Here is a 23283-nt window from a genome sequence, read left to right on the forward strand (position 1 = left end):
AGAGGAGTCCGCACTCTGGAGCATGCCGAGGGCCGTGAACCGCAGCCCGCTCCCCGGGGACGGCGCGTTCATGACCGCCGGCTGGGCCGATCCGGAGCCGGTGATCGACCCCGACGACCCGGTGCTCGCCTACACCGCGGAGCGCCGGTCGCGACTGGCGCAGGCGCTGCCCGCCGAGCTGCTGATCATCCCCGCCGGCCTGCCGCGGGTGCGCTCGAACGACAGCGACCACCGCTTCCGCCCGGGCACCGACCACGTGTGGCTGACGGGCAACGGAGTCGCCGAGAGCGTGCTCGTCGTCGACACGACGGGAGGGGAGGCCGGCTCGATCCTGTACCTGCGTGCTCCCTCCGGCCGCGACGGAGACGAGTTCTGGCAGAACGACGCGCTCGGCGACCTCTGGGTCGGGCCGCGGCCGTCGCTCGCCGAGACGCAGGCGGCGCTGGGCATCGAGACCCGGCCGCTGGCCGACTTCACCCGCGACGTGGAGCGGGCCGCGCGGCGGGCCCGGCGCATCCGGGTCCTGCCCACCCTCGACGAGAGCGTCGACGAGCTGGTGCGGAGCATCTGCGGGCCGGAGCTCGGACCGCACCTCGTGCTCAAGGCGACGCTCGACGAGCTGCGCCTGATCAAGAACGACTGGGAGATCGGACGGCTGCAGCTCGCCGTCGACGGCACGGCGCGGGGCTTCGACGACTGCCTCGAGGCGTGGCCGGTCGCCCGCGCGATGCCCCGCGGCGAGCGCTACCTCGAGGGCACCTTCGCCCGCCGCGCCCTGGTCGAGGGACAGGGGCCGGCCTACGGATCGGTCGTCGCCTCGGGAGCGCACGCCACGACCCTGCACTACACGCGGAACACCGGGCCCCTCGCCGAGGGCGATCTCGTCCTGATGGACATGGGGGTCGAGCTGCCCTCGCTCTACGCCGCCGACATCACCCGGACCTTCCCGGTCAGCGGGGAGTTCACCCCGCTGCAGCGGGACGTGTACTCGATCGTGCTGCGCGCGCAGCAGGCCGGCGTCGACTCCCTGCGCGCGGGAGTGCGCTTCCAGGACTACCAGGACGCGTGCGGGCGAGCCCTCACCGAGGGGCTGATCGACCTCGGCCTGATCCGCTGCTCCGTCGACGAGGCCATGGCCCCGTCCGCGTCGTACCACCGCCGGTGGAGCATCTCCCGCGCCGGGCACATGCTCGGGATGGACGTGCACGACTGCAACCACGCTCCGCACGAGACGTACCTCGGCGGAGTGCTCGCGGCCGGCCACACGCTCACCGTGGAACCGGGCCTCTACTTCCAGCCGGGCGACCTGACGGTCCCCGCCGAGCTGCGGGGGCTGGGCATCCGGATCGAGGACGACCTCGTGGTCACGGAGACGTCGTCGATCCTGCTCTCGGCGGCGATGCCGCGCACGCCCGACGCGGTGGAGGAGTGGATGGCGAGGTTGGCGGGCTGAGAGATCGGGCCCTCGACGCGATCGGCCGACGCGGCCTACGGGAGCTGCGGGGGCGCGATCAGTTCGAGGAATCCGCCGAGGGCACCTTCGAGGTAGATGATGCGCGTGCCGGCTCGGGCGCCAGCGGTCATCCGGTGAGGTGTCCCGACCGGTCTCCAACCGTGTCCAGCGCAAAGCTCGAGGACACGATCGAGGTCCGAGACCGTGAGCGCGATGTGCACCGTGCCGACCTGTGCGGGCGTGCCGGCGGACTCGAGCTGTCGGGGCGGGTCGTACTGCAGCAGCTCCACACGGTGGGGGCCGAGGGTCACCGTCGCTGCGCGGATCACGGCTCCACGGACGCCGGTGGTCGCCGCCGTGACCTCCACGTCGAGCGTGAAGGTGCGCTCGAGCACGAACCCGAGACCGGAGCACCACAGCACCAGCGCGTCGTCGAGGTCGGCCACGGTGAGACCGGAGTGAGCGACGTCGGAGACGAGCGGTGATGCCATGACATCAGTATCGAGCTCCGACACTCCTGCCTGCGGATGTGCGGCGATCCTCACCCTCCCTGGGTGAGGCCGGTGATGAGGTTGATGGCGACGGCGACGACGAAGGTGCCGAAGAAGTAGGACAGCAGGGCGTGGGCCAGGGCTACGCGGCGTGAGGGGGTGGAGGACTGGGTGATGCTGCTCGCGCTGTAGGCCATCCCGATCGAGAACGCGGTGTAGGCGAAGTCGCTGTAGGACGGGTCCTCGTCCTGGTCGAAGTCGAAGCGGTGGCGGTCGTCGAGGTAGTACATGAGCGCGTACTTGAAGGCGTAGACGGTGTTGACGAGCGCCCAGGCCGCGACGACCCCGACGACCGCGAGGATCGCGGCCGCGGATCCGACGGGGTCCTTCTGCTGGCTGCGGAGGAGTGCGACGACCACGAGGACGAGGCTGAAGAAGGTGGCGGCGATGATGAGCGAGTCGACCAGCTTCCGGGACCGGTCCTCGTGGCGGGCGAGGTCGCGGGTGCGTTCCGGGCCGGCCGGCCACGCCGTCGACCAGGCCCAGACGAGGAACACCGCCGCGGCGATCGCCCAGCGGAGCAGAGGCGACAGATCGGGGACCGCAGTGGACCCTGAGCGCTCGGGCCGGAGATCCTTCAGACGGGCACGATCGGCCCCAGCACATTGAGCGCGACGACGGCCACCAGCTGGACGACGCCCGCGGTGACCAGTCGACCACCGAGGTGCGACGTGTCAGCGGGCCGCTCGGTCACCGAGCCGATCCGTACTGCTCCCGACGTCGTCCGGCACGTGAGTCAGGATGTCGCCCACCTGGCAGCCGAGGACCTCGCAGATGGCGTCGAGTGCTGAGGAACTCACACCATCCTCCTGCGAAGAGGGGGCGGTGTCAGCCGGAGAGGGCAGTGCCCGAGAGCGGGTGGGTCAGTCGTCGTCGCTGTCGGGCGCGGGTGCCTGATCGGTGCTGGTGCTCGAGGTGGAGTCGGACCAGACTGCTTGTGCGCCGGAGTCGCCGATGCGGATGACGTCGATGGTCGCTCCGACGGAGATGGCGATCGCTGCGACGGCGAGCACGATTCCGACGAGGGGGCGGCGGGTGGTGGCGGCTCGGTCCTCGGTTCGTCGCGTGCGGCGGAACCAGAGCCACTGGACCAGGGCGACGAGGAACAGGCCGGCAGCCCAGGGGAGCAGGTGGTCGCCGAGCTCGGTGTGCTTCTCGAGGATCGCGGACGGCTCCGTCTGTCGTTCGAGCGCTTCACCGGCCTGCGTGGTGAGCGGGACGGCGATCAGCGCGGCGAGGGCGATGATCGGGGTGAGGATCCCGAACTTGCGGCGGGCGGCCGGCCAGAGGCTGCCGAGGATGAGCATCAGTGCGGCGAGGGGGAGCAGAACCACGACGGCGTGCACGAGGAGCGGGTGGAGGGGGAGGCCGTTGATCTGCCAGTCGTTCATCGGGGGCGCCTTCGGTCGAGAGGGGGGCTGTCCTCGTGACGCTAACGCGCCCCGCCCTGCGCGCTCTGCCGTTGGACGTATTCGTGTGAGCCCTCGAACGATCACTCGCCCGTCCTCCGAGCCGACTCCCCGCTTCACCGCCGATATGCGAGGAGCCGACCGAGCGGAGTCAGGACGTGTGCCGGCTCGCCGGTGCGATCAGGCGGCGGAGCCGGTCGGTCACGAGAAGGGCACCGGCGGCGTCGATGGTGAGGACGTCGACGTCGAAGCGGTCGGTGACGGTGTCGAGCGTCCCGACGCCGCCGGCGAGGATCGCGGTCGCGAGGACGTCGGCGGTGACGATGTCCTCGGCGATCACGGACACCTGCACGAAGGGGACGTCACCGGGCTCGGCAGGTCGGCGCCAGACGTGCTCTCCGCGTTCGGCGGTCCCGGAGGTGGCGATCGCGCGGCGACCGTCGCCGAGGGGGACGATGCAGAGCAGCGCCTGCCGGTCGCCGGGATCCACGATCCCGATCGTCCAGCTGTCGGCGGGCGAGGTGAGGACGTCTCCCCCGACATCGAGGAGCCATTCGCCGTCGCCGAGCAGCCGGGCCGCGTGCGCCATGGTGGTCGCTTTGACGGTTCCGGCGAGGTCGATGACCCCGTCGGGCCGGTGCGGGGTGAAGGCGCCGTCCGTCGCCGTTCGCCAGTGCAGCGATTCGGTGTAGGCGGTCCGCATCTGCTCGGACGCGGCCGTCAGCGCGAGCTCGCCGCGGGCGATCCGGGACGCCTCCGACTCCGGCCGGTACAGGCTGAAGCGGGCGTCGGCGTCGGCGAAGACGGCTTCGACGTCGCCGACCGGGGTGTCGTCGGCGGCGCGCAGGCTGACGACGGTGCCCATCGTCGTGAACGTGTGCACGGTCAGAGTCCGGCCTGGTCGATCGCCGATTGCAGGGAGGTGAGGTACCCGTCGCTGGTGTAGGTCGCTCCGCTGACCGCCTGCACGTTCGCGGACTGGGCGGCGAGGACTTCTTGACGCAGGATCGGCGCGGCCCGGTGCGAGATCGGCACGGACCGGCCGTCCTTGTCCGTGAGGTGCACGGCCGTGACGTCGGTGATCTGCCCGCCGGCGACGGTGATCGCGACCTGCACAGCGCCGAAGCGAGTCGGAACAGATGAGCCGGTCCACGTGCCGTCGGCCGAGGCGGACGGGCTCGCAGTGGCCGTCGAGCTCGTACCGGCCGACGGGTCGGTGGGCGCGCCGGCGGAGGGCGTCGTCGAGGCGGGGGCGCCGGCCGGGGTCGGCGTGGTCACCGCGGGAGCCGCTCCTTCCGTGGCCGTGGTGGCGCTCGTCCCGGTGGCGAGCGAGGACCCGGTGGCGCCGGCGGATCCCATCTGCCAGCCGACGACGAGGACGGCGAGGGAGGCGAGGACGCTGGCGACTGCTGCTCGTGTTCTCACCAGTCGAACCTCTCCACGTGGATCTGCCGGTCGGGCAGGCCTGCCGCTCGCGCGTCGCGGACGACGAGGTCGGCCCAGGCGGTCGGACCGCAGACGAACAGGTCGGATTCGAGCAGGCCCGGCAGTGCCGAGGTGATCGTCACACCTCGGGCGACGGACTCGGCGGACATCCACGTCGCCAGCCCTGCGGGCCGCCGGCCGATCATCCCGAACAGCGCGCCGCGGCTGCTGCGGACCAGTGTCCGAGTCTCGTCCCAGAGGTAGGTCTGGGAGTCGTCGGTGGCGCGCAGCAGGACGGTGGCCTCGCCGGGTCGGAGGCCGCCGTGCTCGAGGAGCGCTCGGGCGGGGGTGATGCCGATGCCGGCGGCGATGATCGCGAGCCGCGGGGCGGTGCGGGCGACGTCGGTGAAGATCCCGTAGGGGCCCTCGATCGAGACCGCGGTCCCGGGGCGCAGTCGTGCGAGACGGTCGGTCCCGGCTCCGAGTGCGCGGACGGTGATCCGAGCGCGGGTGTCGGTCGGGACGGCGGAGAAGGAGATCGGGTGCGCATGCCACCAGGTGCCGCGGCTCCAGAACCGCCAGATCGCGTACTGCCCGCCGATCACGCCGAGGCGGGAGAGGTCGCGGCCGGAGAGGTGGAGCGAGAAGACGCCGGGGGCGATCGTCTCGACGGCCTCGACCTGGATCCGGTGCCGCAGGGTGGCGAGTACGGGCACCGCGAACCGGAACCTGGCGATCGCTCCGAACGCCAGGACGTAGAGGGCGAGCCAGTAGACGCGCTGCGGGGTGCTCCCGGCGAGGACCTGGCCGGCGGAGAGCTGGTGGGGGACGGCGACGAGGACCGCCGCGTAGCTGAGGAGGTGGATCGCGTGCCACGCCTCGTACGCGAAGCGGCGGCGCACGGCGACGAGGGAGGTGACGACGACGAGCACCAGCAGGGTGCTGCCGAGCAGCGCCAGGAGCATGTCGGCGCCGGAGTACAGAGCGAGTGTCTCGTTCCACAGCGTCAGCCCGTCGGTGAGGGCGTAGCCGACGGTGAGCAGGGCACCGTGCCCGAGGATCAGAGACAGGGCGGGCTTGCCGAGGCGACGGTGCAGCGCCATCGCGGTGTCCTGGCCGAAGGTGCGGTCGATCCAGGGGATCCGGGCGGCGAGGACGAGCATGACCAGGATCAGGTCGGTGCCGACGAGGCCGGCGACGATCCCTGCGGCCGTGAGAGCTCCGGCGATATCGGTGGCCTCCGCGGGCCCGCCGGCTGCGAGGTAGAGCGCGATGGCGAGGGCGACCGAGACCCAGCCGGCGGTGACGAGCGCGTCCGCGGAACGCAGGCGCCGACGCAGGGATCGCTCGCGGTCGGCCTGCGACCGCCGCAGGGTGGTCGGCGCGTGGGGTGCGGGTGCGTTGGTCGGTCGGATCGTGGTGCTCACGGCGGCGCCCTCCGGTCGGTGTCGCATGCGCCGACCTCGGGTTTCCGGGGGGCGCGCTCCTACCGTCGCGGGGGAGTCTTGGTGTCGACTATGAGGGATGCGTGCCGATTCCCCGCGGGGGTCCGATTCGTGTTCGAGGTCTCACATGTCAGCGCTCGGGCAGCACGATCGTCACCCGCACTCCGTTGGGGCGGCGGTTCTCGATGGTGACCGATCCGTCGGCTGTGTCGACGAGAGCTGCGACGAGGGCGAGCCCGAGCCCGCTGCCGCCGTCGCGGCTGGTGCGCGCCTCGTCGGGTCGGGAGAAGCGCTCGAACGCGTGCGGCACGAACTCCTCCGGAATGCCGTGCCCGGTGTCCTCCACGCGCAGCTCGAGGGTGGAGTCGTGCTGCTGCAGGAGGAGGGTGATGCGTCCCGCAGGAGGCGTCGCGGCGATCGCGTTCGCGCCGAGGTTGTCGAGGATCCGCGAGAACGCGCTCACCGAGAGCGGGTAGGGCGCGTCGGCGCGCTCGATCGCGGTGTCGAGCTCGATGTCGGGGCCGGCGCCGCCCGTGATCGTCCTTAGCCGGTCGACGGAGTCCATCAGCTCGGTCTCCAGCTCGCTCGCCGTCGAGCGCGTCGCGGCGGGCGGTGCGGCGTCCAGGCGGGAGAGCTCGAGGAGGTTCGTCGCCAGGCGGGACAGGCGGGCGAGGGATCCCTCGGCGGCGCGGATCTCCTTTTCGAGGGCGTCCGCGTCGCCGAAGTGCCGGTGCGCGAGTTCGAGCTGGGTGATGACGACGGCCAGCGGCGTGCGGATCTCGTGGCTGGCCGCGGACACCATCTGCCGCTCCCGATCCGCGGTGTCCCGCGTCCGGGCGATGAAGGCGTTCAACGTCTCCGCCAGGTCCGACAGCTCGTCAGCCACCGGGCCGACGGGGAGCTTGCCGCCGTCCCGGTCGCCGAGGGACGCGGCGGTGCGGCGCATCCGCTCGACCGGACGCAGGGCGGCGCCGGTGAGCAGCCATGCGGCGAGGGCGGACAGGATCACGAGGGCCGCGGCGCTGACGAGCAGCGTCCGGTCCAGGGCCGAGACGGTCAGGTCGCTGCCGGCGCCGCTGCGCGCCGCCCACAGCTCCCACGTGCCCGCACTCGTGTCCAGGGTCCGGGAGACGATCGTGAACCGGACGTCCTCGTCGGTCATCACCGTCGAGGTGCCGTCGCTGCCGGTGCTGCGCTCCAGAACCTCGTGGACGTCGTGCGGCATCGTATCGACGGGGACCGCTCCGCCGGGAGCGCGCGCGAAGATCAGGATCCCCTCGGCCGGCGGGTCGGGGGTCTCGGTCGGGTCCGATCCCAGATCGGCGAGATACGGGGCGAGGTCGCCCTCGGCGAGGGTCACCTCGGACGCGACGACGATGCTGCGGAACTGCCCGTGCAGCACGAGGGTGATCACGCCGACCCCGATCAGCGCGACCAGGAGGCTGCCGAGGGTGATCCGGGAGCGGATCGACAGGGAGCGCAGCAGCCTCACTCGGCGCGCTCCAGCCGGTATCCGGCGCCGCGGACGGTCGTGATCCGGAGGCCTGTGTCGGCGAGGGCGAGCTTCTTGCGGAGGTAGCTGACGTACTGATCCACGAGGGTCGGCTCGAACGTCTCCGTAGACCCCCACACTTCGGCGAGGATCTCCGTCCGGGTCAGTACCTCATCGAGATGCACGGCGAAGAAGCGCAGCAGCGTGAGCTCCTTGACACTCAGCGCGAAGGGACGCTCTCGGACCGTCGCGCGCACGGACAGGGCATCCAGGCGCAGCGCTCCGATCTGGACCACTGGCTGCGGGCCGCTGGCTCGGCGCCGGATCTGTGCTCGGATCCGGGCGCTCAGCTCGCCGAAGTGGAACGGCTTGGTGACGTAGTCGTCGGCGCCCGAGTCCAGCCCGAAGATCCGGTCCTCGACGGCGTCCCGCGCCGTGATCAGCACGACCGGGACGGTGCTGCCCGACTCGCGCATCCGACGGCAGACCTCGAACCCGGTCATCCCCGGCAGCATGACGTCGACGACGGCGACGTCGACATCTTCCGCCGTGAAGGCGATCAGCGCATCGACACCGTTGTCGACGAGTTGCACGTCGTAGCCGTCCTCCCGCAGTCCTCGCTCGACGAGGGCGCCCATCTGCGGGTCGTCCTCGACGACGAGGATCCGGGACATCAGATCGCGCCGGACGTGCCGAGCAGCGACCCGATCAGGAACGTCGCGGCGAGGGCCAGCGCGCCGCCGACGACGATGCGGATCATCGGGCGCAGAGCCGGGCTGCCGCCGACCCGTGCGCTGATGTATCCGGTCGCGGCGAGGGCGATCAGCACCACGGCGAAGGTCACCGGAACCCTCCAGTCCGGCGGAGGGAGCAGGATCGCCAGCAGCGGCAGCACGGCTCCCAGGAGGAACGCCAGCGCCGAGGCGCCGGCGGCGGCGAGCGGGCTGGCGACCGCTTCCTCGTTCAACCCCAGTTCCGCTTCCAGATGTGCGGTCAGAGCGTCGTTCTCGGTCAGCTCGCGGGCGACCTGATGCGCTGTCTCCGGGGTTAGACCGCGCGCCTGGTACAGCCAGGCGAGTTCTTCGAGCTCCCCGTCGGGATCCTCGGCCAGCTCGACGCGCTCCTTTGTGATCAGCGCACGCTGACTGTCGCTCTGGCTGCTCACCGACACGTACTCGCCCAGCGCCATCGAGATCGCACCGCCGACGACACCCGCGACACCCGCCGTCAGGATCGGTGCCGTCGCGGTCGTCGCACCGGCGACACCCACGACGAGAGCGGCGACCGAGACGATGCCGTCGTTCGCGCCCAGCACGCCCGCTCGCAACCAGTTCAGCCGACCTGAGATCGCGCTGTCGTGCGGTTCCGCGCGGGGCGAGGAGGGCGGAGGCGTGGACGGGGTCGACATGAGGGCCATGCAAGCACCCGCCCCGCGGGAGCGCTAGCCAGGAGAGCCTGCCCAATCCCGTCGGTGCTGCACCGGCTGAGAAGAGACGCAGGGGAGAGGCAGAGCCCAGCGCTGGCAGGGAGCTACGGTGCGAGCACGCCCCGGACTGAAGGAGTCACCATGCCACTCATCCGCATCGACCTGATCGAGGGCCGCTCCGACCAGCAGATCACCGCACTCGGTGACGCGCTGATGCGCACCCTCGTCGAGGTCTACGGCCTCCCGGAGCGTGACCGCTTCCAGATCGTCACCGAGCACAAGCCCGGCCGACTCACCGCCCTGGACGTCGGACTCGGCATCGAGAGGTCCGAGCAGATCGTCATCATCCAGATCTTCACCCAGACCGGCCGCAGCACCGAGGAGAAGCAGGCGTTCTTCGCCGCCCTCGCCGCCGCGCTGGACGCGATCGGCATCGACGGCGCCGACCTCGTCATCGGCTTCATCGAGAACACCGCGGCCGACTGGTCCTTCGGTTTCGGCCGAGCGCAATACATCACCGGCGAGCTCGCGGCGCCCGGGAGCGCTTGACGGTGAGGCTCGGCGGAGGAGCGCTGCCGGCGTACCTGCGGTGAGGGGGTGAGCCTCAGAGTGCGGTGAGCCGATCGAAACGCGGGAGTATTTCGGCGCTGTCGCGCGGAACGACAGTGAACCCCAGCCGCTCCAGCTCTGCCACGGCGGTCATCGGATCGTCGGACACCGCGGCGGCGAGTTGACGCTTGCGCCACCGAAGGCGACCCTCGTGAAGGGCGGCGCCCGCGCCACTGATGGTGTCGATACCGAACTCGATGATCATCATCTCCAGCACGTCCTCGAGGCACGGTCGGAACCGATGGCCGCCAGTCGGGAAGTGAACATCGCCGAATCGCGGCGGGTCACCTTTCGCTACGCGCTTCTGTTAGATCTTGCCGCGACGTCGAGCTCCTGTGGCGGCGAGGGCGTCCGTCATGTCCTGCCGCTCGGCATGCACGTTGTAGTGCGCCGAGGGGACGTCGCTGCCGCTGTCTCGGAGGTAGTCGACGGTGAAGAGCGGCCGGGCCGAGCCGCGCACGTTCACTTTGAACGTCGAGCGTTCCACAGAGACGAGGTGGCTCACCGGACTCAGGACCAGCCGATACTGGACGACGAGACGGAAGGTCTCGGTGCCCTCGATGTCCAGACGAAGCCCGAGCTCCTCGGTGGGCTCGACAGTGACGGCGACACCGCCGCCGCGCATGCGAACCACGCTGCTCTCTAGGCCGACGAGTCCGTTGGGGATGATCTTCGCGAGCATCTCCATGATTTCGAGCATGAAGTCGAAGACCTTCTCTTCGAGGTCCCCGTCGGACTGACCGCCAGGGTCAACGCTCGGCATGCTCCCGCAGGTACGTCAGGTCCTCGAGCTTGCGCAGGATCGACTGTCCCTCCTGGGACAGCTCGTACCGGTCGGCGCGCTGGCGCAGCTCATCAACCGAAGCCCCTGCGCGTGCCTCAAGTTCAGCGAGACGAGCGCTGATCTTCGAAATCGTCAGTACCTCGAGGGTGGGAACCATGCAGTCATGGTGACACGGACCCCCGTCATTCGCACTCGGACAGATTCATCGATGGCGCAGGGCTCCAGTCGAAGCGGCGATCTGCACACCTCGGTGGGTGAGGAGATGCGGACGGTGCCGGCAGGCTGACCGCTGCCAGCCGGACGGCGCTCGCTCGCCCGAAGGGCCAGCCCCCACCTGAGCACGCTCGACAAAATACCCCCGGGGGTATAATTTGGTCATGAGTTCCTACTGAAAGGGGAAGTGATGCTGCTCGAACGCTTCTACGACGACGACCTCGCCCAGGCGAGCTACCTCATCGGCTGCCAGGCCACGGGAGACGCGGTGGTCGTGGACCCGCGACGGGATGTCCAGGTCTACCTCGACACCGCCGCCCGCAACGGCATGCGCATCGTCGCGGTGACCGAGACCCACATACACGCCGACTACCTCTCCGGCACGCGCGAGCTCGCCCGCGCCACCGACGCCGAGATCTTCGTCTCGGGGGAGGGCGGCGTCGACTGGCAGTACGGCTTCGACGCGACCCGGCTGCACGACGGTGACGTGATCCCCGTCGGCAACCTCCGCCTGCAGGCCCGGCACACCCCCGGCCACACTCCGGAGCACCTCGTGTTCCTCGTCACCGACGGCGCCCTGACTCAGGATCCCGGCTACCTGCTCTCCGGCGACTTCGTGTTCGTCGGCGACCTCGGCCGCCCCGATCTGCTGGATGAAGCGGCGGGCGGTCAGGACACGCGGTTCCAGGGCGCGCAGGACCTCTTCGACAGCCTCAAGCGCGTCCTGCTCACCCTTCCCGATCACGTGCAGATCCACCCCGCGCACGGCTCGGGTAGCGCCTGCGGCAAGGCGCTCGGAGCGATCGCGTCGACCACCGTCGGCTACGAACGCCTCTACACCTGGTGGGGTCCCTACCTCGCGGCGGATGACCGGGACGGGTTCGTCCGCGAGCTGCTCGACGGGCAGCCCGACGCGCACGCCTACTTCGCCCGCATGAAGCGCGAGAACCGCGACGGCCCCGCCGTGCTCGGACCCCTGTCCGAACTGGCGGCGGTGACGTCCGAGGACGCCGCCGAGCTGCTCCGCGACGACGAGGTGATCCTGGTGGACACCCGCGCCCCGGCCGACGTGCGCGCCGGCTCGGTACCCGGTGCCCTGGCGATCCCCGTGACAGGGAAGACCGCCGCGTGGGGTGCCTGGGCGGTGGACCCGGAGCAGGAGAAGCGCCCCCTTCTTCTCCTGGTCGACGGGCCGGAGCAGGCCGATCACGTGCGCGATCACCTGATCCGCGTCGGAATCGACTCCTACCCCGGCTACCTCACCACCCTCGACGGGCTCGAGACGCGACCCTCCGCCACCATCGCCCCCGACGAGGTCGCGGACATCGAGGACGCCTTCGTGCTCGACGTGCGCGAAGCGAGCGAGTACGCCGCCGGCCACGTCCCCGGAGCGACCCGGATCGGCGCAGGACGCGTGCTGTGGGAGACCGACCGGCTCCCGAAGGACCGCACGATCATCAGCTACTGCCAGAGCGGCGCCCGCAACATCATCGCCAGCCAGGCGCTGCGCCGCGCCGGGTTCCCCGTCATCGAGATCGAGGGCAGCTACCTCGGCTACTCCCGCGCCCAGCAGAACGCCGACGCACCCACCGCCTGACACGCCCTCCTCACGGCGTCCCGCCCGCCGCGCCCCACCCTGGCGCGTCCTACTCACGCGCCCGAACTCGGGCGCGGCGGGCGGACACCGGCCCGAGCGCGAGTGTCCCCTCGCCGGGCTGCCGGGCCCCGCCGCCCGGCATCTCACCCGTGCCGGCCACGGCCTACCTCTTCGCTTCCCACCATCGGCGACGCCCGCCTTCGGTGTTTCCGCGCTCTCGAAAGGGCAACCATGACGACCACTTCTTCCCCTCTCACCGTCGACTCGAGCACTCTCCAGGAGTGGGTGAGCGAGCACGAGGACCTGCTCGTCATCGACGTGCGCTCCGCAGCGGAGTTCGAGTCGCTGCACATCCGCGGCTCCTTCAACGTGCCCCTGCCGCTGCTGTCCGAGCACACCGACCAGCTCGCCGAGCGCCTCGGAAGCCGCGTCGTGCTGGCCTGCCAGTCCGGGGTCCGTGCGGAGCAGGCTCGACAGCGCCTGGCCGCGACCGGCCTCACCGGCGCCTACGTCCTCGCCGACGGAGTGCCCGGCTACGCCGCCGCCGGCGGCGACGTCGTCCGAGGCGCTGAACGATGGGCGATGGATCGCCAGGTCCGCTTCGCCGCCGGCGTCCTCGTCCTCCTGGGTCTTGTCGGCGGACGCGTCATCGGCTCTCCGCTGCGTCTGCTGTCCGGCGCGATCGGCGCGGGCCTGACGTTCTCGGCCGCGGTGAACAGCTGCCCGATGGCCTCCGTCCTCGGACGACTGCCGTCGAACAAGGCCGCCGTCGAGCCGACGGCCACCGGCGCCATCACCAAGATCCCGGTCCGGAGCGCAGCCTGATGGGTCTTCTCGACCGCCTGTTCCGCCGCTCGTCCCGCACTGTCTCCGTCGCGCAGGCGAAAGAGCTCGTGCTCTTCGGCGCCACCCTGGTCGACGTGCGCACCGCACAGGAATGGCGCACCGGCCACGCCGCAGGAGCGAAGCACGTCCCTCTGGACACGTTGCAGAGCACGAGCGCAGGCATCCGGAAGGACCGTCCCGTGGTGCTCATGTGTCAGTCCGGCGTCCGCTCCGCATCCGCGGCTCGCCTTCTCGCCGACCGCGGCTACAGCACCCACTCCCTGCGCGGCGGGATCACCGCCTGGCGCTCCGCCGGCGAACCCCTCCGCTGACCCCTCCCAGTGAGGCATCACCCCGCTCATTACTTGAAGGAGAACTGATGAACGAGATCACCGTCACCGAAGCCGACCGTCGTCGTCCGACGAGCCAGATCCTCGACGTCCGCGAGAACGACGAGGTCGCCACCGGCATGATCCCCGGCGCACTGCACGTGCCGATGGGGCAGCTGGGGCAGCGCCTCTCCGAGCTCTCGGCCACTCAGCCGATCATCGTCGTCTGCCGCAGCGGAAGACGCAGCGCCGCCGCAGCGGCCGCACTCGCCGGCGCCGGCTTCACCGCCGACACGATGGCCGGCGGGATGGACGCCTGGACCCTCGCCGGCCTCCCCATTACCTGACCTCGGATCGATGACCGTCCACACCCTCACCACGCACACCTTCGACGCCGCCACGACAGCGCACGACGTCGCCCTCATCAGCTACCGGGCGAGCTGGTGCGGACCCTGCCGAGCCTTCGCATCCGTGTTCGCGAGCCTCTCCGAGCACTACCCGGCAATCCTCTTCGCCACCGTGGACACCGAAGCCGAACCGCTTCTCGCTCGAGCAGCCGGAATCCGGTCCATCCCAACAGTCCTCCTCCTGCGCCGCGGTGAGGTGGTGCGCCGCCACTCCGGCATCCTCGCCGCCGCGGCCCTCGCCGACCTCGCGGAGAGTGCCCTCACCCACCCGACAATCCGGAAGAGCGCATGAGCCTCATCTCCCTCCCTCTCGGCCTCCTCATCGGAGCAGTCCTCGGCCTGGTCGGCGCCGGCGGCTCGATCATCGCCGTCCCCGCCCTCGTCTACGGCGTCGGACTGTCGACCGACGAGGCCGTCCCCGCGTCCCTGATCGTGGTCGGGCTTGCCGCGCTCTCCGCCGTGATCCCTCGACTGCGCCGTGCGATCGACTGGCGCACCGCCGCCCTCGTCGGCGCCGCAGGAATCCCTGCCGCGTGGGTCGGCTCCCAGATCAACAAGGTCCTCGACCCGGACGTGCTGATGCTGCTCTTCGCAGCCCTCATGGTCGCTGCCGGCATCCGCATGTTCACCGCCCCACCCACCGGACACGATCACCGGGTCCGCCTCTACGCGCTCCGCGCGATCGGAGTCGGCCTGGTCGTCGGATTCCTCACGGGCCTGCTCGGCATCGGCGGGGGATTCCTCATCACCCCCGCCCTCATCCTCCTTCTCGGCCTGTCCGCCGGCACCGCGGTCGGCACCTCGCTGGTCATCATCGTGATCAACTCCCTCGCAGGCCTCAGCGCCCACCTCCCCGGCGCCACCCTCGACTGGCCCGTCATCCTCCTGTTCAGCGGCGCCGCGATCGCCGGATCCCTCATCGCCTCCCGCTACGCCTCCCGCCTCCCGGACAGAACCGTCAAGATCGTGTTCGCCGTACTGGTCCTCCTCGTCGCCGTGTTCGTCGCGTCCGTCAGCATCGCGGGACTACTCACCCGCTGACGCTCTCGCAACGGGCCGCCAAGCGATCAAGAATCGCCCACAGCCTCCACGCCGATACCCCCAGGGGTACTCTGATCCGGAAGCTACCGCGCACCCGCAGCATCAGAGCACTCGACGCGCACCTCGCGCCGCGAACAGGAAGAACGAGCATGACCGACACCGCTGGCCAACTCCACGACACGGACGCCATCCGGAAGATCGCGAACCGCCTCAAGCGCGCGCAGGGGCAGCTCACCGCCGTGATCAGCGCGGTCGAGAGCGGCGGTGACTGCCGAGACGTCGTCACCCAGCTCTCCGCCGTCTCCAGCGCTCTGGATCGGGCCGGCTTCGCGATCATCTCCACCGCCATGCGTCAATGCCTCATCACCGATGACGCGGACTCCGCCGACGACGTCGCGGCTGACGCCTCTCCGCGCAAGCTCACCGTGGAAGAGCTCGAGAAGCTCTTCCTCACCCTCGCCTGACACGCCAGACCGGGCACTTCGTGTCCGGTCATCGTGTTCATGGGGAGCGCCGCGCCGCACGTGCGGCTGGACACTTCCGCGGCCACTACTCGACGTCTGGCAAGAGGAGACGGCGTTCCAGGATGTCGGGGGCGAGGATGCTCAGGTCGGGGCGCAGCTGCTGCGCCTTCTGCTGGAAGGCCCGCGGAGCGTCGCAGGGCGCGCGGATGACGCCGGCGCCGACGCCGTCAGCCCACCCTCTAGAAGGGCCACACCGGTTGCACTTCGACGAGCCCGAAACGCGCCATCGGATGCTCGGAGGCAATCGCGATCGCCGCGTCGAGATCATCAGCCTCGACGATGTCGAAACCGGCCACCTGCCCGGAACCGTCGATGGACGGCCCGTCGACGACGATGCGTTCCCCTCCACGCACGCGCACGGTTCTGGCGTCCTCGGCTGGTCGCAACCGGTCACCGACCGCATACGAGCCGGATGCTCGCAGCGCCTCTACCCGCTCGCCGGTGGTCCCGTCGCTCCCGGTGAACGTCGCTACGCCTAGGTCGCCGGCCAGTGACGTGGCGAAGCCGTCGTCCGTGTTCGTCGCCAGAGGCGGGCCGACGGTGCAGGCTGCGCCGTGCACCCCGTCACGACCATCAGGCATGCCGCGATCGCGACCGTGCTGCGCACTTTCGAGAACGTCCCCACCGGCTCAGGCTGAGCGACGTCACCACTTTCCTGGTGGTCGCCTCTCGGCCTGAGCGATTTAGCGCCGTTCCGAAAAGGAGTGTCTGCTGCGGGTCATCAGGAAGCCCGACGGCTCCTAGGCTGACCCGATGAGTTCCCCGGCACCGACCCGCCCATTCGTGGGTGTAGCGCGCATCGCCGTCGGTGCAGCCGCGGTCGCGGTGATCCTCCACACCTACGCGCTGAGCATCGCGGCCGGCGACCCGAATCCGTTCGACTACTTCGGCTACTTCACGAACCAGACCAGCCTGCTCGCGAGCGCGGTGCTGATCGTCGCCGGATCGGTCGCGCTCGCCCGCCGTCCGACGCCGGTGTGGCTGAGCTACGTCCGCGGCGCGGCGACGGCCTACTCGATCGTCGTCGCCGTGATCTACAACACCCTCGTTCCCGGTACCGGGACGGCCCCGCCCTGGGTCAGCGCCGTCCTGCACGTGGCGCTCCCCGCCCTCGTCCTCCTCGACTGGATCGTCGTCAACGACCGCGGACCGCTCTCCTGGCGCCGGCTGTGGGTCGTCCTGCCCTACCCGATCGTCTGGGTCGTCGTCGTGCTCGTCCGCGGAGCGACCGACGGGTGGGTGCCGTACGGCTTCCTGCTCCCCGAGAACGGAATGCCGTCCCTCGTCCTGCACGTCGCCGGGCTGACCTGCGCGGTGCTCCTCGCGGGCGCGCTCGTCTGGGCACTGAGCCGACGCCGCAGATCGGCCGGTTGATGTCCTGTCCTCCGTCGCCGTGGATCATGAGGCGTGCTGATTCCCGACGTCGGGCGCGTCACCTCTCGTGCGCCGCGGCTCGGCCGCAGCGGGCTCTGATCACGCGCGACACGAGATCGATGACCAGCAACCCCGACATCATTTCAGTCTCGCGAACCCGAGCGCCTTGTGCGCGTCCCGTATGGGGATGGTCCAGCGGGCGTCCGGCAGGGCGTCTCCATGCCGGACGACGAGCGGCCCGCTCGCAGGGGGGGGGCTTAGCGACGCGCGGATAGTGTGCACTGCGTGGTTGACGTCGCTCGGAAGGGACCCCTGAGTCCGGTGATCGCCGCGATCGCCGTCCTCGGGATGATCGTCGCGCCCGTCATGCTGACCTACCTCTCCATCAGTGAGAGAGGAATCGGCATGGGATTGATGCCCACCGACGAGGAGGCCGCAGCAGGGAAAGCCTTCCTCCTCGCGGCTGGCATCGTCGCCCTCACCAGCGCTATCAGCGTCTGGGTCCTCACCGTCATTCGCGCGACAAGCGGGGCCCATGCTCACCACGGGTGGGAAATCGTCTGGTGCATCCTGGCGTTGCCGACCGCACTCGTCGGCTTCGCCCTCGCGGCCATCGCCTCCCACATGCCTTAAGGCCGTCCCTCGACTCCCGAGCGATGATCACGGCGGCGCGATGCCAGGCCGACCGTCGCGCGCGGATGATGATCTGGCGGGCGTCCGGTAGGGGATAGGTCACAGAGGCACTGTCGAACCGACAAAGTTCGTTAGTGACGCCTGAGACGAAACCGTGCTCTGAGGGCATTCACTACTGAGGGGGTGATGTCGGGTGGTCGGTGCTGCTGAGGCGACGCTGGTAGATCGTCTTCGCGGCGGTGACCCGTCGGCGCTGGACGTTCTCTTCCGGATGCACGGCCGCGCGGTCTACCGCGCCGCGGGAAGCTTCCTCGCGGACGCCGGCCAGGCGGAGGACGTCGTTCAGGAGAGCTTCTTCCTGCTCTGGAAGCGCCGCACGAGCGTGCGCATCGTGGGGGAGTCGGTGCTGCCCTGGCTGCTGGTCACGGTACGCAACCTCAGCTTCTCGACCAACCGCCGCGAGCAGCGCCGACGCCACCTGCCCCTCTCCGACGACACCGCCTCTCGCGGCGTCGACGCGGAGACGAGCGACCGGCTGCTCGACGTGCGGCGTCTGGTCGAGCAGATGAGCGCGACGGACCGGGCGATCTGGACGGCGTGCATCGAGGACGACCTCAGCTACAGCGATGCCGCTCGCTCCCTCGGCCTGTCCCACGGGACTGTCCGCAACCGCCTCTCGCGGGTGCGGACATCACTGGCGAGAACCCTGACGGAACGGACAGAAGACCATGGACGAGCCTGACCTGAGCGACGAGCAGCTCGAGCGCATCAGCGCACGCCTCGCGCACCGCATCCGCCGCCGCCGACGTCTCGGCCAGGCCGCGGCGGTGACCCTCGCCGGCATCGCGGGCGCGATTCTCAGCGTCGCTGTCCTCACGGCAGTGACGACGGAGCGCGGCACTCCGGTCGCAGCGCCCGTCACCTGCTGGGAACAGGACGGGCAGGGCGTCGCCCTGTCGGGCGAGATTCAGACGCCCGCGAAGCAGTCCACTGCGTCGCTCGCAGCGGCGTGTGCTGCGCTCGCTGGGACCGACGCAGACGGGACGGACGCCGCCTTGTTCTCCCTCGCAGGAACGCAGGTGTGCCAAAAGGGCGGCCGGATCGAGATATTCACGGGACTGACCACCGCGGTCGACTGCACCAACCCGCCCGCGACGCAGACCGGAGTGGACCAGTGACCGTCAGGCGGGCGAGAGTCCTCCCCCTCATAATCCTCTGCCTCTCCGCGGCGCTCCTCGCCAGTGGATGCGCGACGAGCGCCAGCAGCCCCGGGTCGCCGTCGACGGCGCAGGTGCCGGGTGAACTGCTCGGCGCCGAAGTCGCGACCAGGCTCGTCTACGAGACCACTTCGGTCGTCGGTGACCAGGGATCGGGCGGATGGCTGCTCGATCACCCCGTCAGCCTTCGCATCACCGGCACCGACGGCCGGTCGCAGCTCAGCGTCGACGGTCCCTGCAACACGCTCACCTACGACCTCCAGTCCGCCGGCCTGCAGACCTCCGTATGGGTGGTCACCGGAGGCCCCGCGACGACGTACGTCGGCTGCCTCGACGCCGCCGACGAACGAGAGCAGTGGCTCATGGACGTGCTGGGCGCCGAGGACGTCAGCCTCACCCAGACCTCCACGACGATGCGCATCCGCTCCGGCCCCGTCACCATCGACGCCACCGCCAGCACGACCCCCATCTCCACCGAGACGCCTGCCGAACCAACAGAGATGACGGAGTCCCTGACACCCACCGTCCCGACGGAGGGCCCACCGGGCACCCCCATCGCCACCGCCGCCTCTGAGGGGCCGATCATCGACGTCCAGCAGCTGACGAACCCGGCGCTCGACCTGGCCAACGACACCGGAGTCCAGCTCTCGACGCTCAGTGCGGAGGAGAAGAAGCAGTACCCGATCTACGCGGTCGGAACCACGTACGAGGAGCTCGCCGCTTATGACCCCGCTCTCGCGGACCACTACTGGGTCGCACAGGACGAGCCGGTCTGGGCGCTGACCGTGCACGCGCCCGCGGAGAGAACAGACGTGCCCTATGGCTTCGACCTCCATCGGGTGGACGTCTTCACCGCCGTCTACGACGGGATCAGCGGAGAGCTCCTGACGTCACAGGGCGATGTCGACCTCGCGTCTCTCGGTGCGCCCGGCGAGCTGATCACCGCCGGATAGATCCTTAGTTACCGTCCGTATGGGAATCCCCAAACGGGACGCCAGAGGCGATGCGGATGAGGCGAAGCGCGCGATTGCTTGGTGGCGCGCTCGCTACGCTCACGTGATGGTCGCCTCTCGCAGTGGCGCCGGCGAGCTGACGCTCGCCGTTCGCGCCGCGCCCGGTTCCGGGTTCTGCTCGCTGAGGTTTGTGGTGAGTGCTCGCACCCCTGGGTGGAGCACCTCGCGGACGCCGGCCTGGTCGGCAGCCCCGTGTGCTCGGAGTGCGTCTACGAGCTCGAGCATGGGTTCAGTAGCGGACCGATTTGTCACCGACCGGTTCCGATCGATGTGTTGAGTCGCGCTGATGCCGCTGCGGCGGCGGCAGGGCAGGGCGGCAGTGATCAATTGGTCGGAGGAGGCCGGATTCGGGTCGCAAAAGAAGACCTTGACGCCTCATGTCAGCGTCCGGCGAGAGTGGTCAGTAGGTCCTGGATGCTCGTCTTCTCGACAACCGGGTCGGGGCTGCCGGCGCGGACGGAGGAGAGAACGGGGTCGATCTGCTGGTCGACGTAGGTCCACGTCTGGCAGTTCGCGGCGTTCAGCACGGGCTCCGCGTCGTCCCAGGCGGTCTCGAGGTCGGTGGCGCGGACTTTCGCGCCGGCCTGGTCGCCGCTGGTGACGAGGGCGAGGGTGTCGGCGGTGATCGTCTGGAAGTTCTGCACGTCGGCGGAGGGGAAGTCGGTCTGAACGGATGCCTTCGCGTCAGCTGCGGACAGCGTTCCCGACGCATCGCAGGCCGGGGCTGCGCCTTCCGGTGCCGGACTGGTGTGCGGCTGGCTGTTGGTGAAGGCGAGCAGCCCGACGACGGCGACGGCGAGGACCGCGAAGGCGACGAGTGAACGGCGTTCGCGGGCGACTGGCGTGGTGTAGTGCTCGGATGCGCCCTTGTCGACATCGGCCTTGCTGAGGGAGAGGTAGACGACGGTGGCGAGGATCGCGAGCAGGAAGATGATGCTGGTGACGAAGGTGCCGAGCCCGAGGCCCTGCTCGTCGGGAGACAGGCCGAGCCAGTCGCCGATATTGGCGCCGAGGGGGCGGGTGAGGATGTAGGCGATCCAGAACGCGAGGACCGGGTTCGCGCCGTAGCGCCAGAGGCCGGTGACGATCGCGAGCAGCGTGAGGGGCAGGAGGATCGAGACGCCAGGGCCCCAGCCGGTGAGCTCGAGAGTCCAGTCGCCGAGGGCGGTGCCGAGCGCGAAGGTGACCAGGACGGTGACCCAATAGAACGCCTCCCGCGGGGTGGTGTCGATGCTGTGGATCGAGAGGGTGCGCTCCTTCGAATACCAGACGCCGAACACGATCACGAGCAGCAGCGAGAAGACGAGGGAGCTGGCCCAGAGAGGCACTCCGAGCTGGTCGGTGAGGATGTCGGTGAGCAGGGTGCCGGTGACGCTCATCACCACGACAGTCAGCCAGTACGCGGCGGGCACGTAGCGTCGCAGCCGCATCTGCACGGCGAGCACGACCGCGGTGACGATGATGAAGATCACAGCCGTCGCGATGAGGCCGACGCCGAGGACCATGTTGATCCAGTCGGCGAAGCTCTCACCGACGGTGGTGCAGAGGATCTTGATGATCCAGAACCAGATCGTGACCTCGGGGACCTTGCTGAGCAGCCGCCGGACCGAGTCGCGGGATGTCGTCGTGGAGATGTCCATGCCCGCAGAGTCGCAGTCGGGAAGTGGGCGGCGGCTCGGGATGCGCCGTGCTGCATTGTGTTTGCTCACAACGACCCGAAGCACCCGAACGCGATCAGGTCGGTACCGAGCTGAGGGGGTCGAGGCTCTGTGCTTTCACAACGGATGCAGGGGAATCCGCCGCCGCCACAGACGACTCGTTCGTAGCGTGGACTTCTGCGGCGTGCTTCGCGTCGAGAGACGAGGACGACATTGATGCCGAACCGGGAACCCCTACCGGACGGTGCGATCGCGTATGGGGCGGCGCGACGATGGCCGCTGATCTCGGCGGGCCTCGCGGTGCTGCTCACTGTCCTTCTGGCCGCGCTGATCTTCTACCGCGAGCACGACAAGCCGTTCGGGTTCGACACCGCGTGTATGAACGAGGTCATCGAGCACCGGTCGACGTTCTGGCTGGTCCCGTCGCTGGCGATGAACAGCCTCGGCGGCGGAGTCCTCGGCACGGTCGTGATCCCGCTTGCCGTGTTCGTGGCGCTGCTGATTCGGCGCGGACGCTGGGCGGCAACGTACTTCGCGATCGCCGCGCCGCTCAGCGGGCTGCTGGTGCAGATCCTGAAGAACGCGGTCGGGCGTCCCAGGCCGCTGGAGATCCTCGTGAACGCCGACTTCGGCTCGTTCCCCTCCGGCCACAGCGCGAACGCCGCCACGACCGCGATGGTCCTCGCGATCGTCTTCCCGCTGTGGTGGGTCCGCATCGCCGGAGCCCTTTACACGGTGGCGATGATGCTCAGCCGCACCTACCTCGGTGCGCACTGGATCTCCGACACCGTCGGCGGGCTGCTCCTGGGCGCCGGGGTGGCGTTGATCGTCTGGGCGCCGCTCGCGGTCAGGCTGCACACCGAACGTGCTGCATCACCGTCGTTCCGTTGGCGGCGCTTCTCCGGGCACCGTCCGACCAGATGACGGCGGAAGGCAGCGGGCAGCGCTGCCGGTGAGCGGGTCGCTGTGCGCTTGTTCAACGGACCCGGCGAAGCCCCCAGCCCCGGGTACCGCAGGCTGCCCGAGCATGGCGGCATGATGCACCTCACCGATCAGCGCCGCCCTCCGCTCCCTCGGATCCGCTCACATCTCGTCGCCGGCCGGTACGCCGCCTCGACGGTGCCCGAGGCGACGGCGCTGTTCTGGATCCTCAAGGTGCTGACGACGGGGATGGGCGAGACGGCGTCGGACTTCCTCGCGACCGCGTTCGACCCGGTGATCGTTGTCGGAGTGACCGGGCTCGCGTTCCTCGCCGCGCTGGCGCTGCAGTTCGCAGCCCGCCGGTACGTCCCCTGGGTGTACTGGCTGGCGGTGCTGATGGTGAGTGTCTTCGGCACGATGGCCGCCGACGTGCTGCACGTGGTCGCCGGTGTCCCGTACCTCGTCTCCACCCTCGGGTTCGCGGTGGCTCTCGCGGCGGTCTTCCTCGTGTGGTGGCGGGTGGAGCGGACGCTGTCGATCCACTCGATCACGACGCCGCGCCGGGCCGCGTTCTACTGGCTCGCCGTCTCGGGGACGTTCGCACTCGGCACCGCAGCGGGCGACCTGACCGCGTCGACCCTCGGCTTCGGCTACCTGCCCTCCGCCGTCCTGTTCGCGGCGATCATCGCGATCCCCGCTCTCGCACACCGGTTCACGGGGCGGAACGCGGTCCTCGCGTTCTGGGCCGCCTACGTCGTCACGCGACCGCTCGGCGCCTCGGTCTGCGACTGGCTCGCGGATCCCGTCGCCCAGAAGGGCCTGGGCCTGGGCACCGGCCCGGTCACGCTCGCGGCCCTCGCGGTGTTCCTGCTGCTGGTCGCGGTGATCGCGCTCCGCCGACCGCGCGCGGCCGTCACGGCGACCCCCTGAGCGCTGG

General features: G+C 70.0%; 31 protein-coding genes. 16 read left to right on the forward strand and 15 right to left on the reverse strand.

The window, feature by feature from the left end; genetic code table 11:
- Window positions 1–34: 34 nt before the first annotated feature.
- Window positions 35–1453, forward strand: a complete 1419-nt coding sequence (locus C5C37_RS09665; RefSeq protein WP_219814475.1) for an aminopeptidase P family protein — start codon at window positions 35–37, stop codon at window positions 1451–1453.
- A gap of 35 nt (window positions 1454–1488) precedes the next feature.
- On the opposite strand, the gene C5C37_RS09670 is transcribed toward C5C37_RS09665, so the two are convergent.
- The 10 genes from C5C37_RS09670 to C5C37_RS09715 form a co-directional block, all read right to left on the reverse strand.
- Complete coding sequence (locus C5C37_RS09670; protein WP_104338859.1) at window positions 1489–1944, reverse strand: VOC family protein; 456 nt, start codon at window positions 1942–1944, stop codon at window positions 1489–1491.
- A gap of 50 nt (window positions 1945–1994) precedes the next feature.
- On the reverse strand, window positions 1995–2585 hold the full coding sequence (locus tag C5C37_RS09675) for a DUF1345 domain-containing protein (RefSeq protein ID WP_104338860.1): 591 nt from the start codon (window positions 2583–2585) through the stop codon (window positions 1995–1997).
- Between the two features lie 93 nt (window positions 2586–2678).
- Window positions 2679–2804, reverse strand: a complete 126-nt coding sequence (locus tag C5C37_RS18070) for a helix-turn-helix transcriptional regulator (protein ID WP_181127398.1) — start codon at window positions 2802–2804, stop codon at window positions 2679–2681.
- Window positions 2805–2867: 63 nt separating this feature from the next.
- Complete coding sequence (locus C5C37_RS09685; protein WP_104226519.1) at window positions 2868–3395, reverse strand: DUF2231 domain-containing protein; 528 nt, start codon at window positions 3393–3395, stop codon at window positions 2868–2870.
- Window positions 3396–3564: 169 nt separating this feature from the next.
- Window positions 3565–4296, reverse strand: a complete 732-nt coding sequence (locus C5C37_RS09690) for an FAD:protein FMN transferase (protein WP_258059425.1) — start codon at window positions 4294–4296, stop codon at window positions 3565–3567.
- Window positions 4297–4298: 2 nt separating this feature from the next.
- Window positions 4299–4838 (reverse strand): FMN-binding protein, encoded by a 540-nt coding sequence (locus C5C37_RS09695; protein ID WP_258074098.1) that lies wholly within the window; start codon window positions 4836–4838, stop codon window positions 4299–4301.
- The gene (locus tag C5C37_RS09700) at window positions 4835–6265 is read right to left on the reverse strand and encodes a ferredoxin reductase family protein (protein WP_258067668.1); all 1431 of its coding nucleotides are present in this window, start codon (window positions 6263–6265) and stop codon (window positions 4835–4837) included. The genes C5C37_RS09695 and C5C37_RS09700 overlap by 4 nt, the downstream gene beginning before the upstream one ends.
- 148 nt (window positions 6266–6413) lie before the next feature.
- The gene (locus tag C5C37_RS09705; protein WP_104273008.1) at window positions 6414–7775 is read right to left on the reverse strand and encodes a cell wall metabolism sensor histidine kinase WalK; all 1362 of its coding nucleotides are present in this window, start codon (window positions 7773–7775) and stop codon (window positions 6414–6416) included.
- On the reverse strand, window positions 7772–8449 hold the full coding sequence (locus C5C37_RS09710; protein ID WP_104273009.1) for a response regulator transcription factor: 678 nt from the start codon (window positions 8447–8449) through the stop codon (window positions 7772–7774). The genes C5C37_RS09705 and C5C37_RS09710 overlap by 4 nt, the downstream gene beginning before the upstream one ends.
- Window positions 8449–9183 (reverse strand): VIT1/CCC1 transporter family protein, encoded by a 735-nt coding sequence (locus tag C5C37_RS09715; RefSeq protein WP_258063306.1) that lies wholly within the window; start codon window positions 9181–9183, stop codon window positions 8449–8451. Before C5C37_RS09715 ends, C5C37_RS09710 begins: the two co-directional genes overlap by 1 nt.
- Window positions 9184–9342: 159 nt before the next feature.
- Between C5C37_RS09715 and C5C37_RS09720 the strand changes: the two genes are divergently transcribed.
- On the forward strand, window positions 9343–9750 hold the full coding sequence (locus C5C37_RS09720; RefSeq protein ID WP_104268952.1) for a tautomerase family protein: 408 nt from the start codon (window positions 9343–9345) through the stop codon (window positions 9748–9750).
- Window positions 9751–9805: 55 nt separating this feature from the next.
- Here C5C37_RS09720 and C5C37_RS09725 read toward each other — a convergent pair whose 3' ends face one another.
- The 3 genes from C5C37_RS09725 to C5C37_RS09735 all read right to left on the reverse strand — a co-directional run bounded on the left by C5C37_RS09725 (window position 9806) and on the right by C5C37_RS09735 (window position 10751).
- Entirely contained in the window at window positions 9806–10018 is a 213-nt protein-coding gene (locus C5C37_RS09725; protein ID WP_146085209.1) for a hypothetical protein, read from the reverse strand.
- A gap of 99 nt (window positions 10019–10117) precedes the next feature.
- Window positions 10118–10573 (reverse strand): hypothetical protein, encoded by a 456-nt coding sequence (locus C5C37_RS09730; RefSeq protein WP_104338862.1) that lies wholly within the window; start codon window positions 10571–10573, stop codon window positions 10118–10120.
- Window positions 10560–10751: a hypothetical protein gene (locus tag C5C37_RS09735; protein WP_104268950.1), complete on the reverse strand. Its 192-nt coding sequence runs from the start codon at window positions 10749–10751 to the stop codon at window positions 10560–10562. The genes C5C37_RS09730 and C5C37_RS09735 overlap by 14 nt, the downstream gene beginning before the upstream one ends.
- A 246-nt stretch (window positions 10752–10997) precedes the next feature.
- Between C5C37_RS09735 and C5C37_RS09740 the strand changes: the two genes are divergently transcribed.
- From C5C37_RS09740 to C5C37_RS09770, 7 genes are all read left to right on the forward strand, one after another.
- Window positions 10998–12404 carry a rhodanese-like domain-containing protein gene (locus C5C37_RS09740; RefSeq protein WP_104338863.1) on the forward strand — a complete coding sequence of 469 codons (1407 nt, stop codon included), beginning with the start codon at window positions 10998–11000 and terminating at the stop codon, window positions 12402–12404.
- A gap of 231 nt (window positions 12405–12635) precedes the next feature.
- Window positions 12636–13229, forward strand: coding sequence for a rhodanese-like domain-containing protein (locus C5C37_RS09745; RefSeq protein WP_104338864.1), 594 nt, complete (start codon window positions 12636–12638; stop codon window positions 13227–13229).
- Window positions 13229–13561 (forward strand): rhodanese-like domain-containing protein, encoded by a 333-nt coding sequence (locus C5C37_RS09750; protein WP_104268947.1) that lies wholly within the window; start codon window positions 13229–13231, stop codon window positions 13559–13561. Before C5C37_RS09745 ends, C5C37_RS09750 begins: the two co-directional genes overlap by 1 nt.
- 47 nt (window positions 13562–13608) lie before the next feature.
- On the forward strand, window positions 13609–13905 hold the full coding sequence (locus tag C5C37_RS09755) for a rhodanese-like domain-containing protein (RefSeq protein ID WP_104273012.1): 297 nt from the start codon (window positions 13609–13611) through the stop codon (window positions 13903–13905).
- A 10-nt stretch (window positions 13906–13915) separates the two neighbouring features.
- Window positions 13916–14257 carry a co-chaperone YbbN gene (locus C5C37_RS09760; protein WP_104338865.1) on the forward strand — a complete coding sequence of 114 codons (342 nt, stop codon included), beginning with the start codon at window positions 13916–13918 and terminating at the stop codon, window positions 14255–14257.
- Window positions 14254–15006, forward strand: a complete 753-nt coding sequence (locus tag C5C37_RS09765; protein WP_104273013.1) for a sulfite exporter TauE/SafE family protein — start codon at window positions 14254–14256, stop codon at window positions 15004–15006. The genes C5C37_RS09760 and C5C37_RS09765 overlap by 4 nt, the downstream gene beginning before the upstream one ends.
- A 149-nt stretch (window positions 15007–15155) precedes the next feature.
- The gene (locus C5C37_RS09770) at window positions 15156–15470 is read left to right on the forward strand and encodes a metal-sensitive transcriptional regulator (protein WP_104268943.1); all 315 of its coding nucleotides are present in this window, start codon (window positions 15156–15158) and stop codon (window positions 15468–15470) included.
- 239 nt (window positions 15471–15709) lie between these two features.
- On the opposite strand, the gene C5C37_RS09775 is transcribed toward C5C37_RS09770, so the two are convergent.
- Window positions 15710–16111, reverse strand: coding sequence for a YciI family protein (locus C5C37_RS09775; RefSeq protein WP_104268942.1), 402 nt, complete (start codon window positions 16109–16111; stop codon window positions 15710–15712).
- A gap of 172 nt (window positions 16112–16283) precedes the next feature.
- Between C5C37_RS09775 and C5C37_RS09780 the strand changes: the two genes are divergently transcribed.
- From C5C37_RS09780 to C5C37_RS17495, 5 genes are all read left to right on the forward strand, one after another.
- Window positions 16284–16904, forward strand: coding sequence for a Pr6Pr family membrane protein (locus C5C37_RS09780; RefSeq protein WP_104338866.1), 621 nt, complete (start codon window positions 16284–16286; stop codon window positions 16902–16904).
- A 285-nt stretch (window positions 16905–17189) separates the two neighbouring features.
- Window positions 17190–17537, forward strand: a complete 348-nt coding sequence (locus C5C37_RS09785) for a hypothetical protein (protein ID WP_146081505.1) — start codon at window positions 17190–17192, stop codon at window positions 17535–17537.
- A 193-nt stretch (window positions 17538–17730) separates the two neighbouring features.
- Window positions 17731–18279, forward strand: coding sequence for an RNA polymerase sigma factor (locus C5C37_RS09790; RefSeq protein ID WP_258074100.1), 549 nt, complete (start codon window positions 17731–17733; stop codon window positions 18277–18279).
- The gene (locus C5C37_RS09795) at window positions 18266–18715 is read left to right on the forward strand and encodes a hypothetical protein (RefSeq protein WP_104338868.1); all 450 of its coding nucleotides are present in this window, start codon (window positions 18266–18268) and stop codon (window positions 18713–18715) included. The genes C5C37_RS09790 and C5C37_RS09795 overlap by 14 nt, the downstream gene beginning before the upstream one ends.
- A gap of 113 nt (window positions 18716–18828) precedes the next feature.
- Window positions 18829–19707, forward strand: coding sequence for a hypothetical protein (locus tag C5C37_RS17495; protein WP_181127399.1), 879 nt, complete (start codon window positions 18829–18831; stop codon window positions 19705–19707).
- Between the two features lie 440 nt (window positions 19708–20147).
- Here C5C37_RS17495 and C5C37_RS09805 read toward each other — a convergent pair whose 3' ends face one another.
- Window positions 20148–21407 (reverse strand): hypothetical protein, encoded by a 1260-nt coding sequence (locus C5C37_RS09805; protein ID WP_104338870.1) that lies wholly within the window; start codon window positions 21405–21407, stop codon window positions 20148–20150.
- 318 nt (window positions 21408–21725) lie between these two features.
- Here C5C37_RS09805 and C5C37_RS09810 point away from each other — a divergent pair, with 318 nt between their 5' ends.
- Window positions 21726–22349, forward strand: a complete 624-nt coding sequence (locus C5C37_RS09810; RefSeq protein WP_258074103.1) for a phosphatase PAP2 family protein — start codon at window positions 21726–21728, stop codon at window positions 22347–22349.
- 111 nt (window positions 22350–22460) lie between these two features.
- Window positions 22461–23276, forward strand: coding sequence for a hypothetical protein (locus C5C37_RS09815; RefSeq protein ID WP_104273020.1), 816 nt, complete (start codon window positions 22461–22463; stop codon window positions 23274–23276).
- Window positions 23277–23283: the final 7 nt, after the last annotated feature.

The sequence above is a fragment of the Rathayibacter sp. AY1F9 genome (genome assembly GCF_002932155.1).
Lineage (GTDB): Bacteria > Actinomycetota > Actinomycetes > Actinomycetales > Microbacteriaceae > Rathayibacter.

Excerpts from the sequence above, each read along its gene's own strand:
- C5C37_RS09670 (WP_104338859.1), bottom strand. The coding sequence starts at position 1,944 with ATGGCATCACCGCTCGTCTCCGACGTCGCTCACTCCGGTCTCACCGTG.
- C5C37_RS09685 (WP_104226519.1), bottom strand. The coding sequence starts at position 3,395 with ATGAACGACTGGCAGATCAACGGCCTCCCCCTCCACCCGCTCCTCGTG.
- C5C37_RS09710 (WP_104273009.1), bottom strand. The coding sequence starts at position 8,449 with ATGTCCCGGATCCTCGTCGTCGAGGACGACCCGCAGATGGGCGCCCTC.
- C5C37_RS09715 (WP_258063306.1), bottom strand. The coding sequence starts at position 9,183 with ATGTCGACCCCGTCCACGCCTCCGCCCTCCTCGCCCCGCGCGGAACCG.
- C5C37_RS09720 (WP_104268952.1), top strand. The coding sequence starts at position 9,343 with ATGCCACTCATCCGCATCGACCTGATCGAGGGCCGCTCCGACCAGCAG.
- C5C37_RS09725 (WP_146085209.1), bottom strand. The coding sequence starts at position 10,018 with ATGATGATCATCGAGTTCGGTATCGACACCATCAGTGGCGCGGGCGCC.
- C5C37_RS09730 (WP_104338862.1), bottom strand. The coding sequence starts at position 10,573 with ATGCCGAGCGTTGACCCTGGCGGTCAGTCCGACGGGGACCTCGAAGAG.
- C5C37_RS09735 (WP_104268950.1), bottom strand. The coding sequence starts at position 10,751 with ATGGTTCCCACCCTCGAGGTACTGACGATTTCGAAGATCAGCGCTCGT.
- C5C37_RS09740 (WP_104338863.1), top strand. The coding sequence starts at position 10,998 with ATGCTGCTCGAACGCTTCTACGACGACGACCTCGCCCAGGCGAGCTAC.
- C5C37_RS09745 (WP_104338864.1), top strand. The coding sequence starts at position 12,636 with ATGACGACCACTTCTTCCCCTCTCACCGTCGACTCGAGCACTCTCCAG.
- C5C37_RS09750 (WP_104268947.1), top strand. The coding sequence starts at position 13,229 with ATGGGTCTTCTCGACCGCCTGTTCCGCCGCTCGTCCCGCACTGTCTCC.
- C5C37_RS09755 (WP_104273012.1), top strand. The coding sequence starts at position 13,609 with ATGAACGAGATCACCGTCACCGAAGCCGACCGTCGTCGTCCGACGAGC.
- C5C37_RS09760 (WP_104338865.1), top strand. The coding sequence starts at position 13,916 with ATGACCGTCCACACCCTCACCACGCACACCTTCGACGCCGCCACGACA.
- C5C37_RS09765 (WP_104273013.1), top strand. The coding sequence starts at position 14,254 with ATGAGCCTCATCTCCCTCCCTCTCGGCCTCCTCATCGGAGCAGTCCTC.
- C5C37_RS09770 (WP_104268943.1), top strand. The coding sequence starts at position 15,156 with ATGACCGACACCGCTGGCCAACTCCACGACACGGACGCCATCCGGAAG.
- C5C37_RS09775 (WP_104268942.1), bottom strand. The coding sequence starts at position 16,111 with ATGCCTGATGGTCGTGACGGGGTGCACGGCGCAGCCTGCACCGTCGGC.
- C5C37_RS09780 (WP_104338866.1), top strand. The coding sequence starts at position 16,284 with ATGAGTTCCCCGGCACCGACCCGCCCATTCGTGGGTGTAGCGCGCATC.
- C5C37_RS09795 (WP_104338868.1), top strand. The coding sequence starts at position 18,266 with ATGGACGAGCCTGACCTGAGCGACGAGCAGCTCGAGCGCATCAGCGCA.
- C5C37_RS09805 (WP_104338870.1), bottom strand. The coding sequence starts at position 21,407 with ATGGACATCTCCACGACGACATCCCGCGACTCGGTCCGGCGGCTGCTC.
- C5C37_RS09815 (WP_104273020.1), top strand. The coding sequence starts at position 22,461 with ATGATGCACCTCACCGATCAGCGCCGCCCTCCGCTCCCTCGGATCCGC.